This is a genomic window from Mesobacterium pallidum, assembly GCF_019966535.1.
GTDB lineage: Bacteria > Pseudomonadota > Alphaproteobacteria > Rhodobacterales > Rhodobacteraceae > Mesobacterium > Mesobacterium pallidum.
Genome location: NZ_JAIMID010000002.1, coordinates 480,328 through 496,738 on the forward strand (window position 1 = coordinate 480,328; position 16,411 = coordinate 496,738).

Consider the following 16,411-nt stretch of genomic DNA (forward strand, 5'->3'; position numbering starts at 1 on the left):
TCAGCTCCAGTCGATCGCCGCCTGAGGGTGCGCCAGCAGCATCTGATCCGCAAGCCCCGTCTCGTCGCCCGCGCCGGTATCTATCGACAGCACGGTTTCCTCGAGCGCGAAGGTGCCGCCGGCCAGGATGGCCCCCCGCGCGCCGTAGATGCGCAGCGTGACGTCGCCCTCGGCCAGGTCCAGCGCCTTGGCCAGGAAGGCCATGCGCCGGCCCGTGGGGATGAAGGCCTCGCCCTCTTCCAGCACGCCCGAGGCGGACTCGATCGTGTAGAGGAAGGACACAGGCTCGGTCGCGGCACGGTCAAGCCGCACCACGAATTCGGCCCGGTCCCAGCCGCCGGGGGCAGTGCCAAAGCCCGACCGCTCGACCGACAGCGTGGGCTGCCAGATGCGGATCGGCTCGGACAGCACCAGCGGGCTGGTCGTCGCCTCGCCCGGAGCGCCCCAGTCGACGGTTTGCGACGGGGCTGCGGGCGCGGCGGTCACGTTGACCGTCACCGACAGCAGCGTCTCGTAGCCGCCCTGGTCGATGGCCGCCACCTCGAAGACCCGCACCCCGGTGCTTGCGCCCGCAGGCACGGACCAGTCGACCCGGCCCGTCGGAGAGACGGTCAGCAGGCCCGGCCCGGACCGTTTTTCGAACGTCAGCGCGCCGCCGTCCGGGTCCTCGGCCCGCCAGCCGAGGAACAGGGTGAGCGTCTCGCCTGCCGTCACGTTCTGCGCCGGCGGCGTGTTGGTCCAGACCGGGGCCCGGTTCACCACGTCGATCAGCAGCGGGGTGCTGGTGGTCGCGCCGTGTTCGTCCGTCACGTTCAGCGTCCAGCTGATCGTCTCGGTCGGCTTGCCGTACCAGGGCGACCAGGTGATTTCCCCGGTCGCGGCGTCGATGGACGCCTGGCCCGGCGCCCCGTCGAGGCCGTATGTCACGGCGTCGCCCTCGACATCGTTGACATGGGCCGAGGCGTCGAAGGTCAGCAGGCCGCCCGCGAAGACCTGCGGCGTGGGCAGGCCGTTCACCCGCGGCGCGAGGTTGACGTCGATGGTAAAGGACGTCTCGGTCTCGGTCCCCGCCGCGTCGATGGCCGCCACGGTGAAGGTCTTGAGGCCCGTGGACACCCAGACCGGCAGGTCCCAGGTGAAGAGGCCCGTCGCGCCGTCCAGCGCGCCCGTGCCGGGGCCGCCGCGCAGCTCGTAGGCCAGCACGCCGCCCTCGGGGTCACTGGCAAAGGCGGTGAGGTCGATGGTGACCACGTCGCCTTCGTTCGCATCGCGCGGCGGGATGGCGGCCCATTCGGGCGCGCTGTTGGTCACGTCGATGCGCAGCGTTTCCAGCGTCTCGGCGCCCAGTGCGTCGATGGCGGCGATCACCACCTCGACCGGGCCGGTCGGCTGGCTCAGCGGCACGGTCCAGTCGAACCGGCCGCCGGCATTGACGCTGGCCCCGGCGGGACCCGAGCGCATCTCGAAGGTCACGTCCGTGCCCTCGGGATCGGTCACGCGCCAGCCCAGGAACAGGCGGATGGCATCGCCCGCATCGGCCGCCTGGTTCGGGATCGGATCGGTCCAGACTGGTGCCGCGTTGGTCACCTCGAGCGTGATGGTCTGCACCGTCTCGAGGCCTGCGGCGTCGATGGCGGCCACGTCGAAGGTGACCGGGCCCGACGGCTGATCCAGCGGCACATCCCAGCTGAGACGCCCCTTGGCGTTCAGCGTGGCGCCCGCCGGGCCATCGCGCAAGGCAAGACTGATGTTGCCGCCATCCGGGTCCTCGACCCGCCACTTGAGGAAGATGCGGAAGTTGTCGCCCGCATCCGCCGTCTGAACGGGCGGCGTGTTGGTCCAGACCGGCGCCCGGTTGATGACCTCGATATCGAGGTCCGAGCTGGCCTGCACGCCGTGTTCATCCGTCGCGGTCAGTGTCCAGGTGACGATCTCGCTGGGCTTGCCCAGGCGCGGGGTCCAGCTGATGACACCCGTCGTGGCGTCGATCGAGGCGCTGCCGGGCGCGCCGACCAGGCCGTAGGTGACCGCGTCCCCCTCGACATCGTTGACGAAGGCCGAGGCGTCGAAGCTGAGCGCACCGCCCGCAAAGACCTGCGGCACCGGCAGCTCCCATATCTTGGGCGCGAGGTTGATGTCGATGGTAAAGGAGTTCTCGGTCTCGTTCCCGGCCGCGTCGATGGCCGCCACGGTGAAGGTCTTGATCCCGGTGGACACCCAGACCGGCAGGTCCCAGGTAAAGAGGCCGGTGGCCCCGTCCAGCGCGCCCGTGCCCGGTCCGCCGCGCAGTTCGTAGGCCAGCACGCCGCCTTCGGGGTCGCTGGCAAAGGCGGTGAGGTCAAGCGTGACCGTCTCGCCTTCGTTCGCGTCCATCGGAGGGATCACCAGCCAGTCGGGCGCGGCATTGGTTACCACCACGTCGAAGCTTGCCGTCGTCTCGACCCCGGCGGCATCGATGGCCGCCACGGTAAAGCTGACCGGCCCGGAGAGCGTGTCGCCCGGGATCGACCAGTCCAGCCGTCCGCCGGCATCGACCGTGGCCCCGGCCGGGCCGCTGCGCAGCTCGAACGTCAGATCCGTGCCCTCGGGGTCGGTCGCCCGCCAGGCCAGGAACATGCGGAAATCCTCGCCCGCATTGGCCGGCTGGTCGGGAACCGCATCCCAGACCGGCGCCGCGTTCGCGACATTGACCGTAACCGTCAGCTCGGATGCGTTGCCCGCCGCGTCGATGGCGGCAAGGGTGATGTCGACCGCGCCGTTCGGCATGCTCGCCGGAACGGCCCAGTCGATCCGGCCGCCTTCGTTCACAGTGACACCCGCCGGGCCGTCGACCAGCGCGAAGGTCAGCGCGCCGCCCTCGGGGTCTTCGGCGCGGAACGCCGTGAAGAGGCGGAAGTCGCTGCCGGCATCCACCGATTGCACCGGCGGTGCATTGACCCAGACGGGTGCGGCGTTGGTGACGTCAAGCGCGGCCGATTGCAGCGTCTCGTTGCCCGCGGCATCGATCGCCGCGATCTCGAGCTGGACAAGCCCGTCCGGCTGGTCCAGCGGCACGGCCCAGGTCAGCTCTCCGGCCGGGGTCAGGGTGGCACCCGCCGGGCCGCTGCGCAGCTCGAACGTGATGGCGCCGCCCTCGGGGTCCTCGACGCGCCAGCCGAAGGCCATCGAGAAGGTCGTGCCCGCCGTCGCCTGCCGCACCGGCGGCGTGTTGGTCCAGACCGGTGCCGCGTTGGTCACATCGATGCGCACGATCCGGGTGTTGGCATTGCCAACGTTGTCCATGGCCTCGACCGTGAACTCGTAGCGGTCGGTGGCGGCATCCAGCGGCGGCGTCCAGGTGAACTGGCCGGTGACCGGGTCGATGGCCGCGCCCGCCGGGCCGCTGATCAGCGTGTAGCCCAGCGCGCCGCCCTCGGGGTCGAAGACATAGGCCGCGACATCCACGACCGCCTCTTGTCCGGCGTCGGTGGCGACCGGGGTGATGTAGGTCCAGCTCGGGTTGCGGTTGGTCACGTCGATGCGCAGGGTCCGCTCGTGGTCGAGCCCCTCGTCATCCACGACCGCCACGTCGAACACGACGCGGTCGGTCGGCTGGTCCACGGGCGCGGTCCAGCTGAAGAGGCCCGTCACCGGATCCAGCGTCGCGCCGGCCGGACCGCCGCGCAGCTCATAGGTCAGCGGATCGCCGTTGGCATCGCTCGAGATCGCGGCAAGGTCGATCTGGAAGGTCTCGCCCGCGAACATGTCCTGCACCGGGATGAAGGACATGACCGGCGCGATGTTCCCCTCGGTCACGTTCAGCGTCACGATGGCCGTGGAGGAGGTGAGCGCATTGCCGGTCGAGCCCGCCGGATCGCCGGTGTCGGTCACGTTGAATTCGAAGGTCACCTGGCCCGAGAAGGTCGCAGGGGCGAGGTATTCGAACACCAGGTCGCTGATGCGGGTCAGCGTGCCGGTGGCCGGCGGGGTCGTGATCTCGGCCCGCAGGTTGGCGGCCGGGGTCTCGAGGTCGGTGCCCGAGAGCACCAGCGTGGTGGTCACGCCGCCGGTCACCTCGACCGTCTGGGCGGTCGCGGTGGGGGCGTCGTTCACCGGGATCACGCTGATCGACACGGTGGCCGAGGCGGTACCCAGCTTGCCGTCGTCGACCACGAAGCCGAAGGTATCTCCTTGCGTCGAATCCGCGTCGGGGCGGTAGGTGACCGTGCCGGCGACGGGGTCGAAATTCTCGAGCGTGCCGTGCTGCGGCGCGCTGGTGATCGTGTAGACCAGGTCGTCCCCGTCCACGTCGCTGGCGGTCAGGGCGATCAGGACGCTGCCGTCCTCTGTCACGTTTGTGACCACCGGGGTGGCCACCGGCGCGGTGTTCGACGACCGGTCGACCTCGAAGATATGGACGTAATCGCCGCCCTCGGTGCCGTTGTCGTCGCCGTCCAGCCGGTTGCCGGCGGTGTCGTAGATCGCCAGCGTGCCCGACAGGGTCAGGCGCCACATACCATCGGCCAGCGGGGCGTCGAAGCCCAGCACCAGGTCGGTTTCGGGGAAGGAATAGGACGGAGTCACCGCCACGACCACGTCGTCGCCGGTGTCGAAGATGCCGTCCACCCCGGCGCCGCGCAGCTCGTAGTTGGCAGGGCTCCGGGCCGAGACCAGTTCCAGCGCCTCGCTCGTCTCGATCGAGATCGAGGTGAAGGCAAGGTCGGTCGTGCCGCCGGGCGCCGGCAGCGCGGGGATCGACACCACCGTCGGCGGGGTCACGTCGCCCGAGTCGCCCTGGAATTCCAGCGCGCCGATGTCGAAGTAGTTCAGCCCCGGCGCGCGCGCCCAGTCGCGGGTCGCGCCATCGGTCGGGATCGCCCCGTTCAGGTTCGAATAGACGAAGGTCTCGCCATTGCCGGCCGACAGACCGACGCGGGCGCGGCTGTCATTGTTGCCGGCGCCGTATTCGAATTCGACCGTTCCGTCGTCATGCAGGATCACGGCAAAGTTAAGCTGCTCGGTGGTCGGCAACCCTTCGGTCGTGCCCGCCCAGCGGAACTTGACCCAGCTGTCATCGACGGCCTGGCTGCGGAACACCCCGTCGGTGCCGCTCGTGTAGGTCCGCATCTCGGTCCAGAAGGGCGCGATGATCGGCCGGGACAGGAAGTTTTCCTCGGTGTTGGGGTAGTTCGGGCTTTGCGTGCCGAATTGCAGGTAGCCGTCGCTGACCACGCGGACCGAGGTGTATTCCTGGCCCTGGTAGTAGAAGCTGAACGGCAGCGCCTCGTCGCGGTAGCTGTTGGTCGTGCGCAGGCCGATCTCGGCCCCGTCATAGGCAAAGCTGCCGGTGCCGGGTGTTTCGATGAAAAGCTCGAACCCGTCGCCGGTGTTGGCGGTGGTCGGGTCGTCCGACCGCACGCGGCCGAAGAAATCGTGCAGCAACGCGCCGTAGGCCGTGCCGCTGTCGATCGCCAGGCTTCCCGCGTCGAGGTTGAAGTTGTCGTCGGCCCCGCCGCCCAGCGCGCTGTCGAGCCCGCCCAGCACGTTGTCGGCCCCGTCGATGTCGAGGAAGACCGGATCGCCCTCGACGCTGCCCAGCCCCTCGCCCGAGGCGGCGCGCCAGGCCGCGAGGTCGGTCTGCACGATGGCGCCCCAGGTGCCCACATCGGCCACGCCGGTGCCGCGGAAGAACAGGTTGTAATCCGAATTGACCGTGCCGCCGGTGCCGGTGACGCGGATCACGCTGCCCTGGTCCGATTGCAGGATGTTGTTGCGCAGGAACACGTTGGGCGTCGAGGCCGTGATGTCCAGCGCCGTGCCCACCGACTGGTAGATCGTGTTGCCGATGATGCGGGTGTAGCCGTTGCCCTGGTGCAGCACGCCGACGTTGGTGTTGTCGTAGATGACGTTCTGGCGCAGCGTGTGGGCGGTGTAGGTGCCGCTGTCCATCTGCACGCCGGTCGCGTTGGAATAGACCTTGTTACGCAGGAAGGTCGCGCTGCCCGAGCTCGATCCCGACAGGCCCAGCGTGTTGCCGAAGACGCGGTTGCCCTCGACCAGCGCATAGCTCGACCGGATGCCTGTCGCGCCGCCGTAGACGATGTTGTTCACCGCGGTGCCGTTATAGACCTCGATGTTGACGTCGCTGTTGCCGAAGACGGTGCTGTCCTCGATGCGCGAATTGGCTTCGCTGAGGTAGACGCCGTCGCCGCTGTTGTCGCGGATGATCGCGTCGCGAACCGTCACCTCGCCGCGGACGCTGACCGCCGCCGAAGTGCTGGTGCTGCCATAGGCCTCGAAGCCCTCGTAGACCGACCCCGGCCCCGCCGAATCGTTGTCGTCGACATAGAGCGCATAGTCGTTGTCGTAGAAGACGCCGCCGGTCATCTGCACCCGCTCGGCCGTGATGTAGGCGGCGTAGCTGGTCGAGTTGAGGCCGGTCTGGCTGATGTCGAGATCGATGAACGTGAGGTCCGTGTTGCCGGTCAGCGCCCGGAGGCCCTCGCCCTGGGTGCCGACGATGGTCACCGCGTCGAGCGTGATGAATTCGCTGCCCGCGCCCGTGTCCATGTGCACGCCGCGATAGCCGCCGGTCAGCGTCAGGTCCGAGATGGTGACGTGGTCGGCGCCGGTGAACTCGATGCCGTCCGCGCCGTTTGCGGTGCTGTTGCGGGTCAGCGTGGTCAGGCCCGCGCCCGCGCCGATGATCTCGACCGGGTTGCCCTCGGCGCCGCTGTCCTCGATCCCGAGGAAGATGTCCTGGGCGATGACGTAATTGCCGCTGTCGATCCAGATGCGGTCGCCCGCCTCGAGGTCGTAGGCGCGCACCAGCGCGCCAAGGTCGGCCATCGGCGCATCGGCCGACTTGCCCGAATTGGCGTTGTCGCCCACCGCGGTGGTATAGACATCGCCGGTCAAGTCGTCGTCGTTGATGTAGAAATCCCGCCCGCCGTTGACGATGCGGAAGCCGTTGTCGGACACGTCCGTCAGCCCGCCGCCAACCTGGGTGACGCGCAGCAGCGCGGTCTCGCCCACCGTTTCCGGCGAGGCGGTCCAGTCGACATAGCCAAAGCCCGCGCGGTTGACCGTCACGGCCCCGGCGATCGGCGTCCAGCTGGCGCCGTTGTTGGTCGACAGCTCGAGGTCGAACTGCGGCGAGGCGGCCCCGCCCGGGTTCGCCCGGTAGAGCTCGATCGCGCCCAGCTGCGGAGAGCCGAAATTGCCGTCGTCGCGGATCAGCTCGACCGTCATCACGCCGTCCACGGCGGTCACGCCCGACAGATCGATGGCGGTGCCGAAATAGGTCTGCCCCGCCAGGGTGCGGAACGATTGGTTCGTCGCAACCTCGACCCCGTTCACCAGCACCGAGAAGCTGTCCACCGTGTTCGACGCGGACATGCCGTGCAGCCGCAGCCTGTAGGTGCCATCCGCGACCGGCAGGTCGTAGCGCAGCGTGTTGGAGTTGATCTGCCGCGTCAGGGCAAAGACGCCATCCGGGATCTCGGCATAGGCGCCGCCGGTCATGTAGGTATAGGTGTTGTACTCGGTCCCGCCCGAGACATAGGTCGCGGGCGAGCGGAACTCGACCCCGTCCTCGGCCAGCACGGTGCCCGAGGTGGCGCGCATGGCCAGCACAAGCTCTTGCGCCATCAGGTCGCCGGCGTGGAAGCCAAGGCGGTAGGTCTCGCCCTCCTCGAGCTTTTCGCCGCCGTTGGGCGACAGCACCTGCAGCACCGCGCCGCCCGATTCCGTCGCCTCGCCCGTGTTGCCATAGGCGCCGATATTGGCCCGGCCGCCGTTCTGGCCCGGCTCGCGCGCGAAGAGCGATCCCGGATCGCCCGCATCCACCCCCGCGGCCGCCGCGAGGAGGTGGAAGTCGAGCCCGGCGGCATCGACGAACTGCGCCGCCGCCTCGAAGGAATGTTCGTCGCGGCCGGTCTGGTAATGCACCGTCTCGGCATCGGCATAGCCGACCCCGGCCCAGGTCAGGGCCACGGCGCTGCCGCTGAGGTCGTACTGGTTGTAATCCGACCGGTAGCCGAACTGCGCGGCATTCCCGACCTGGACTGCCGTGCCCGCGGGCATCTGCACCAGGTTGTTGCGCACATGTGCATTGGTGGCGCCACCGGTCAGGTGGATGCCGATCTCGCCCAGGCCGCCCATCACGATCGTGTTGTTCTCGATCATGTGGCCGTTGCCTTCGCCGACGTAGATCCCGGTGCGGATCGCATCGCCGAAGATGACGTTGTTCTGAACGAAGACGGCATTGCTGTAATAGGGCGTCAGGCGGATGCCGAACTCGGACCCCGAGATGCGGTTGCGCTCGATCACGCCGTAGGGCTGCGTGCCGAAGCCGATGCCGGCATAGGTGTTGTCGACTGCGACGTTGTCGCGGATGCGCGCGTTGTAGCTGGCCTGGATGCCGGTGTTGTTGCCGCTGACAAAGCTGTTCTCGAGCACGCCGAAGGACGACCGGATGCCGACGCCGGTGTTGTCCATCGAGGTGATGTTGCTGCCGTAGACCGAGTTGAGGTCGATCGCGATGGTCGAGGTCGATCCCTGCGTGCCGGTGACGGTCACGTTGCGCACCTCGCCCGAATAGGAGGTGAGCGCGGTAAAGCGGCTGTCGGCCACGGTTAGCCCGTCGACCAGGGCGCTGGCCGCCTCGGACCCGATGTAAAGCCCGTAGCCGCTGGCATCGATGCTGCCGCCCAGCACCTGGACACGGTCGCCGCGCAGGTTGACGGCATAGCCGCTGGCCTCGGACCCGTTGGTCACCGCCATGTCGGTGACGATGCCGTCATGGCTGCTGTTGTCGTACAGGATCGCCTCGTAGTCGAAATCGGTCGCGGTGATGCGCGTCAGCTCGACGAAATCCGAGTTGAGCACCCGGATGCCGCGGTCGCCGTTGGTGATCGAAAGATCGCTCATGCGGATGTAATCGGCACCCGAGATGACGAAGACATCCGCGTCGGACACGCGGCTGTCACGGTCGAACAGGGCCACAGCACCCGGCGTGGTCGGGCCGATGATGTCGAGGTATTGCGACGCGTCGCCCGCATCCTCGGCCCCGATGACGATGTCGCGGGTCATCAGGTAGGTGCCGGCGTCGATGAAGATCCGGTCGCCCGGCTCGAGGTCGTAGGCGTCAAGCAGGTTGGCCAGCGACGCCATGGGCGCATCTGCCGATTTTCCGGTATTGGCGTCGTTGCCCACCGCGGTGGTGTACTGGTCGCCCACCAGACTGCCGTCGTTGATAAAGAAGTCCCGTCCGTTGTTGCCGATCTGGATCGGGCCGGTCGCCTCGCCCAGGGCGCCGCCCTGCTCGGCCACCACGCGCAGGCGTGTCGCGGTATCGGCAAAGCCCGCGTCGGGCGTCCAGTCGAACTGGGCCATGCCGTAGCGGTCAAGCGCGATGCCCGAGCCCACGGTGGTCCAGGTCGTGCCGCCATCGGACGAGGCCTGCAGCGCCACGGTCGGCGCGGCCACGCCGCCCGCCACCGGGCGCATGATCTCGAGACCCGCGTAATAGACCGTCGAGATCGAGGTCTCGCTGAGGGTCAGCGTCAGCCCCTCGCCGCCCGCCACGGTGACGGTCACGTCGAAGGCCGCCGCGCGGTTGCTGCCGCCGGTCGCGCCCGCCGGGGTCGCGTCGGTCAGAACCTCGACCCCGTTGGCAAAGACCGAGAAGGTGTCGTTCACCGGGTTGGACTGGCTGGAATAGGCGTGCAGGCGGATCGTGTAGGTGCCGTCGGCCAGCTCGGGGAAGTAGAGGTTGATGTTGTCCCCGTACAAGTAGGTGCCGTAGATCGCGTCCGGCCCCGCGTCGGGGTTGGTCTGGTCGATGCCCGACGAGGTCCGTGTGCCGGTGCTGGCCCCGTTCCACGGGGTCTCGACCGCGCCGTTCCAGACGCCCTTGCCGGGCTCGTAGACAGGGACGGCCTGGGAAATGTAGCCCAGGTTGATGAGCTGAACCGGCGCCGCGTCGCCCAGGCCGTCGGTGCGGATCTGGACGGTGGTGGGTTCGCCCACCTCGATCTTGTTGAACTGGTTCGGGCCGTAGACCTGCATGACCTGCGCGGCCGAGCCCGCCGCCTGGTCGGTGCCGCCCCAGGCGCCGATATTGGCGCGCCCGCCCGAGGACGCGCCTTCGCCGATCCAGGGCCGGAACAGCGAGGCACCGTCAAGCGCCGGGCTGCCCGCGCCGATGGTGAAATCGTCATCGGCCGAGCGGTCGCCCGCGATCTCTTCGAAGCGGACGGCATCGGCCAGCAGCGGCCGGCCGTCCAGCGCGGTCGCGGTCACGGTCAGCGTGTCGGTCGAGATGGTCGCGTAACCGACCAGGCGCCACGGCACCGTTTCGCCGTCGATGATGGCACCGGGATCGTAGCGCTGGTCCTTGTGCGACGTGATCACGTCAAGCCCGTCGTCGGTCACGGTGTAGCGCGCGGTGAAGCTGGCGCTCGAGACCTCGTCCCAGGTCGCCCAGATGCGGTAGGTCGCGCCGGCGGTCAGGCCGGTCGCCGTCCAGGTCGCGCTGCCGCCCGGATCCACCGTCACCTGCGAGCCGCCGCGGCCCCGGGCCGCGTCGAGCGTCGTGGTGCCGGTCGTGGCAAAGCCTGCGTCGGTGTTGTCGACCACCTGGGACGACAGGATCGTCTCGCCGTCGAAGCCCAGGATGTCGTCCGCCCCGTCGGGGTCGGCAAAGCCCGGATCGCCCACGCGCGAGCTGGCGTCGCGGCCGGTGGCATAGAACCAGGCCGTCAGGTCTTCGGTATCAAGCCCGCCCCAGTTCGCCAGCCCGGCCCCGGTGGTCAGGTGGAAGAGGTTGTAATCGCTCTGGAACCCGGCCTGCGAGCCTTCGTCCACCACGAAGGCGGTGGCATCCGCCCCGTCCATCGCGAAGATGTTCGAATTGATGTCGACCGCGCCCACGGTCGAGGTCTGGATCGCCACGCCGTCCAGCAGGAAGGTGTTGTTGGCGATGGTCAGGTAGTTGTCGCCGTTGATCTGGATCCCCACCGGCGCGTCGCCGTAGATCAGGTTGTTGTAGACCCGCGCGCCGCCCGAAGAGCTGAGGTTCAGCGTCACGTTCCGCGTCGTGTTGTCGAAGATCCGGCTGTCCGCCAGTATGGTGTTCTGCCAGTTGCCGCCCAGTTCGACCCCGGTGCCGTTGTTGTAGATCGTGGCGCCCATGACATGGGCGCCGTAGACTGCTTCGATTCCCATCAGGTTGTGATGGAAGGTGCCGCCGATCGCGCGCGAGCCGGTATAGAGGTAGACCCCCTCGTTCGAGTAGTGGTTGTAGACGTCCACGTCGGTGACGACCGAGTAATTGGACGCGTAGATCCCGCGCGTGGAATTCTCGTAGACGATCGAGTCGGTGATCGTGCCGGAATCCATGTAGATGCCGCTCTGGTTGGTGAAGTAGCGGCCGCCCTCGATGCTGTTGTTGCCGTTTTCGACCTGCACGCCGTAGGAGGTGTTGCGCTCGAAGATGCCGCCGCGGACGATGGTGTTGTCGCCGCGCACCCGGATGCCGTCGGACGCCAGCATGGCATGGATGTCCTCGAACAGGTGGTCGTGGCTGCCGTTGTCGGCCTCGATCCCGGAATAAAGCGGATCGATGATGTCGAGATCGCGCAGGATGACGTCCTGCGAGGTGCCGCTGAGGTAGATCGAGTGGTAGCCCGACCGGACTTCGAGGTTCTCGACCTGGATGAAATCGCCGGTGATCTCGAAGCCGAAGGCGCCGCCCGAGGTCGAGCCCCGGTCGAACGAGGCAATGGCCCCGGCCATGTCGGGCCCGCGGATGATCAGCCGTTCGCCCGCGCCGGTGCCGCTGCCGGAATCGCTGTCGTCGATGACGATGTTTGCGGTCAGCGCATAGTCGCCGGTGTCGACATAGATGATGTCGCCCGCGCCCAGGTCATAGGTCTCAAGCACGAGGCGCACGGAATCCATCGGCGTCGCGGCCGAGAGGCCATCGTTGGCCGAATTGCCCGCCGCCGTGGTGTACTGGTCGCCCACGGTACTGGAATCGTTGACGTAATAGGCGGTGATCGGCAGCACGATGCCGAACGGGTCGCTCACGTCCTCGAGCGCCGGCGTGTCGGTCGACCGCACACGGATCGTGTAACTGTCGACCGCCTGCCCGGCCGGAACCGACCAGGTGAAGCTGCCGTCGTTCGCCTCGCCCACGGCGAGATCGACGAAGGCGCCACCGTTCTGTGACACGGCGATGTCGACATTGCCGGCGAAACCGGCCGCGCGCCAGGTGATCTCGACGTCGTCGCCGCGCTGGATCGTGTCGCCCAGGACCGGGCTGGTGACCAGCACGTATTGCGCCGGGCTTTCCGACGCCTGGTCGGTGCCGCCATAGGCGCCGAGGTTGCGGAAGCCGCCGTTCTCGACCGGCTCGGCGCCCACGAGCGCCACCGGGTCGGCCCGGTCGATGCCCGGCGATTGCGCCGCGCCCGCCGTCCGCAGCGAGGCCAGCCAGACCGGCAACCCGGTCACCGCGTCGCGCACCGGCGCGAGGTCGGCGGTCATTTCCTGGCTGTAAAGGCTTTGCAGGTGGAAATTGTCGTCCCGCCCGTCAAGGCTGCCCGCGCCGTTGTAGCCCAGCACCCCGTCCGCGCCGAAGATGTCGACGAAGAGCGGATCGCCTGTCAGGCTCTCGCTGTCGCCGAAGCTGGCCGCGCGCCAGGCGGCAAGCGTGTCGCGGGTGACCCCCTGCCAGCGGCCCACATCCGCGTTGTTGGTGACGTGGAACAGGTTGAAATCGCTGTCGAACCCGACCTGCGCGCTTGGGTGCACCTCGATCCCGACAGTGCCGAGCCCGTCGGCCACCACGATGTTGTCGCGGAAGGTGGCGTTGACGCCCGACTGCTCGATCTCGACGGCGACGCCGCCGTCGTTCTGCAGCACCGTGTTCGACCGCACGGTCGAGCCGCCCGAGACGTTGACCCTGAGGCCGATGCCGGCATTGTCGTAGATCAGGTTGTTCAGCACGTCGAGCGCGATGCTGCTTTCCACGAAGACGCCGTTGACGTTGCCGTAAACCACGTTGCCGATGACATCCGCGTCACGCGCCGCGTAGATCCCGTAGCCGCGGTTGTCGTAGACGCGGTTGCCCACGATCTGGCCGTTGTTCGAGTAGGCGTAGATGCCGCGATAGCTGCCCGAGACCACGTTGGCATAGGCATCGGCGCCGTAATAAAGCTCGATCGCGTAGCTGGTGTTCAGCGTGCCGATGTTGTGGAAGCTCGAGCCTTCGACCGACACGTTGTAGGCGGCGTAGATCCCGCGCCGCTGGATGTTCGTCATCTCGAGCCCGAGCGCCAGGCTCAGGTCGCTGTCGCCGATGGTGAACATCGTGCTGCCGACCGAGTTGGTGACGCTGGCGCCATATTCGGCATTGGTGACGCTGGAATTGGTCATCACGCCGTCGCCGACATTGTTCAGCACGAAGCCGTAATCGCCGATGCCGTCCATGGTGACGTTGTCGATCAGCGCGATGCGGCCGTCGATGTTGATGCCGTCGCCGCCGATGCCCGTCAGCGTGGCGGTGTCGATCTCGCTGACCGCGCCGCGCAGGTAGACGCCGTCGCCGCCGATGTCGGTCAGCACCAGGTTGTTCAGCACGCCGTTCGGCAGGCCTTCGGTGATCCGCAGGCCCTCTTGCAGCGCGTTGGTGACGCTCAGCCCGTCGACGGTCAGGTCCGTCGAGCCGGAATGCACCCAGAGCCCGCGGTCGACATCCTGGATCGAGATGTTCTCGATCGAGATGAAGTCGGCATCGTAAAGCTCGATCCCGTGCATGCCGCTTTGCTGGCCCAGGACCGGGCGCAGCAGGGTCGTGCCGACGGTCGAGCCGCGCAGGGTAAAACCTTCGTCGAGGCCGAGGCCGAAGTCATGGGTGCCCGAGACGATGAAGGGCGCGAGCAGCGGGTAATCGCCCGTGTCCACATGCAGGATCGACCCGGCGCCCAGGTCATAGGCGCGCAGCAGGTTGATGGGCGAGGCCTTGGGCGCGCTGGCCAGCTTGCCTGTGTTGCGGTTGTCGCCCACGGCGCCGGGGGTAAAGGTGTCGCCCGCGTTGCTGGCGTCGTCGACCCAATAGGTCGTGCCGTCCTCGGGCACGGTAAAGGCCTCTTCGGCCCGGTCGTAGACCTTGGGCTGGTCGGCCAGCGCGATCTGGATGCGCAGCCCGTAGGTGCCGAAATCGATGCCCGAGGTTTCGGGGATCCAGATGTATTCGCCATCGTTCGGCGTGGTCGCCGCGATGGTGGTCAGGAAGGCCGGGCCATCGGCCGTGTCCTGCCACAGCTCGATCCGCACGGGCGATCCGGCAGTGTCGCCGAAGCTTTCCCAGGTGATCGCCAGCGGTTCGGCCTTTTCCCAGTCGGTGTAAAGCGTGGGCCAGGTCAGTTGCAGGCGCGGCAAATCCTCGGTGCCGGCGCCGAGACGCGCGGTTTCCGGCACCGCGCCCGCGTCGAGCCCGTGGCGCGACGAGGTCATGAAGGCAAAGGCCGCATCCAGCCGTGCTTGGTTAACGCCCGTGCCGTCCCGCGCCGCCTCGAAGCGGAAGGTGACCTGGCGCACGCCGGCCGGGATTTCCACCCGGTCGGCCAGCCGTTCCCAGCGATCCGCCGGGTTGGTGCTGTCGATCCGCTGGACCGACCCGATCTGCACGCCGCCCGCGTCGCGGAAGGTTAGCAGGATCGCACCTGCATCCGCAAAGGGCCCAAGCCCGTCCGACCGCATGCGCCCGCCAAAGACGAGGTCCACGAGGCCCGCGTCGATCTCGGCCGCGCTGAATTCGCTCAGGTCCAGTGTCACGGTCTGCTCGGCAAAGCCCAGCGCGCTCGAGCCGGGCGTGAACTGGCCGCCGCCCTGGAAGCCGTCCGTCGGGGTCTGGGTGCCGGTCGCGTTGACCGTCCAGCCGGTGAGGCCCGTTTCGAACCCGGCGTTGACCAGCAGGTTCGGGACAAACCCGTCGCGGTCGGCCAGCAGGGCCGGGTCGCCCGCCTCGGCCCCGGGGCTCGAGATGCGCTGCCCGCGCAGCGTGGTCATCAGCGACAGGTCGCCCGCGCCACGGTCGGCAAAGACCGGCTGCGCGCCCAAGGGGTTGATGACCGTCGTGCCCGTCGAATGCAGATCGTAAAGCGCAAGGTCCATCTGCCAGTCGAGGATGTCGTCGTACCCCTTGGTCCAATAGACCAGGTCGGCGCCACCTTCGGCATGCAGCACGTTGTAATCGCTGAAGAACCCGGCTTGCGACGAATCCTCCACGTAGATCCCGGTGCCGCTTTCGACCGAGATGACCGAGGACAGGATCTCGACCTCGGAGGTGCCGTTGCGCAGCCGGATGCCGTCGCCCTGCGGCGCGTCGATGGTGACCGCCTCGATCTGCACCTCGACCTTGCCAGAGACGTCGATGGCGGCCACGGAAGTCCGCTGGAAGACCGAGCGCAGGATCTCGACCCCGCCGTTGGCTTGCACGCCGATCCCGCTGTCGAACACGCTGAGGTGCATGATGCGGCTGAAGATGCCGCTGACCCCGGTGCCGCTGCTGCGGACATGCACGCCGTCCGACAGGTCCGCGCCGGTGACAAGGCCCGAGCCGCTGACCGCGATGTTGGGGCTTTCCACGTCGGTGTTCACAAGCCGCGCGTTCGACAGCTGCACCCCGACCGAAGCGCCATAGACGCTGTTGCGCCCTGTGGCGCCAAAGGCATCCGCCTCGGCCATGACGGTCGAGGTGACGCCGGTCGCGCCGCTGATCGTGTTGCCATAGATCACCGCTGCCGCGTCGTAATAGAGGCCGATGGACGACCCCGCGATGCGGTTGCCGGTGATCGCGCCGGTCACAGCGGCCTGGATCGACAGGGCGGTCGTGCCGCCAAAATGGTTGCCCTCGATCCAGCCGTCGAGCGCCGCGTCGATCTGGGTCCCGCCCAGCAGCTCGCTTCCGCGCAGGGTCAGGCCGCTCTCGCCGCCTAGCGTGGTGGCGCCGGTGACGGTGACGCGGGTGATGGCGGTGCCGGTATTGCCGCTCAGGTCGAGCCCGCCCAGCTCCAGGTCGCGCAGGACAAGATCGCTGACGCCCGAGGCGGTAACGTCGTTGGCCGCAAAGCCCGACAGGGTGACGCCATTGGCGGTCACGGTGACCGTGCCGGCGATCTCGGTGCCCTGCCCGGCCGCGATCAGCGTGACGCCCGCGGTGCCGATGGTCAGGTTGCCCGCATGGCTGCCCTCGGACAACACCACGACCGTTCCGGCCGAGGCGGTGTTGATCGCCAGCTGCGCCGCCGAGACGGACCCGACGGTGACGATGGCGCCCGGCATCTGCCCCGAAAAGGTCACGAGGCCGCGATGCAGCACGCCTTCCCCGGCCGACTGGCCGGTGCTGAAGCCGACATAGGGC

1 protein-coding gene (cut by a window edge) is annotated in these 16,411 nt (G+C 68.1%); it reads right to left on the bottom strand.

All coding sequences use genetic code 11. The annotated features are described in order from the left end of the window. Positions 1 to 16,411, bottom strand: the 3' portion of a protein-coding gene (locus MF270_RS04930) for a right-handed parallel beta-helix repeat-containing protein (protein ID WP_238364739.1). The gene runs 12,320 nt beyond the window's last position; the window shows 16,411 of its 28,731 coding nt (coding positions 12,321-28,731); the start codon falls outside the window, past its right edge — the gene reads right to left on this strand; it ends in the stop codon at positions 1 to 3.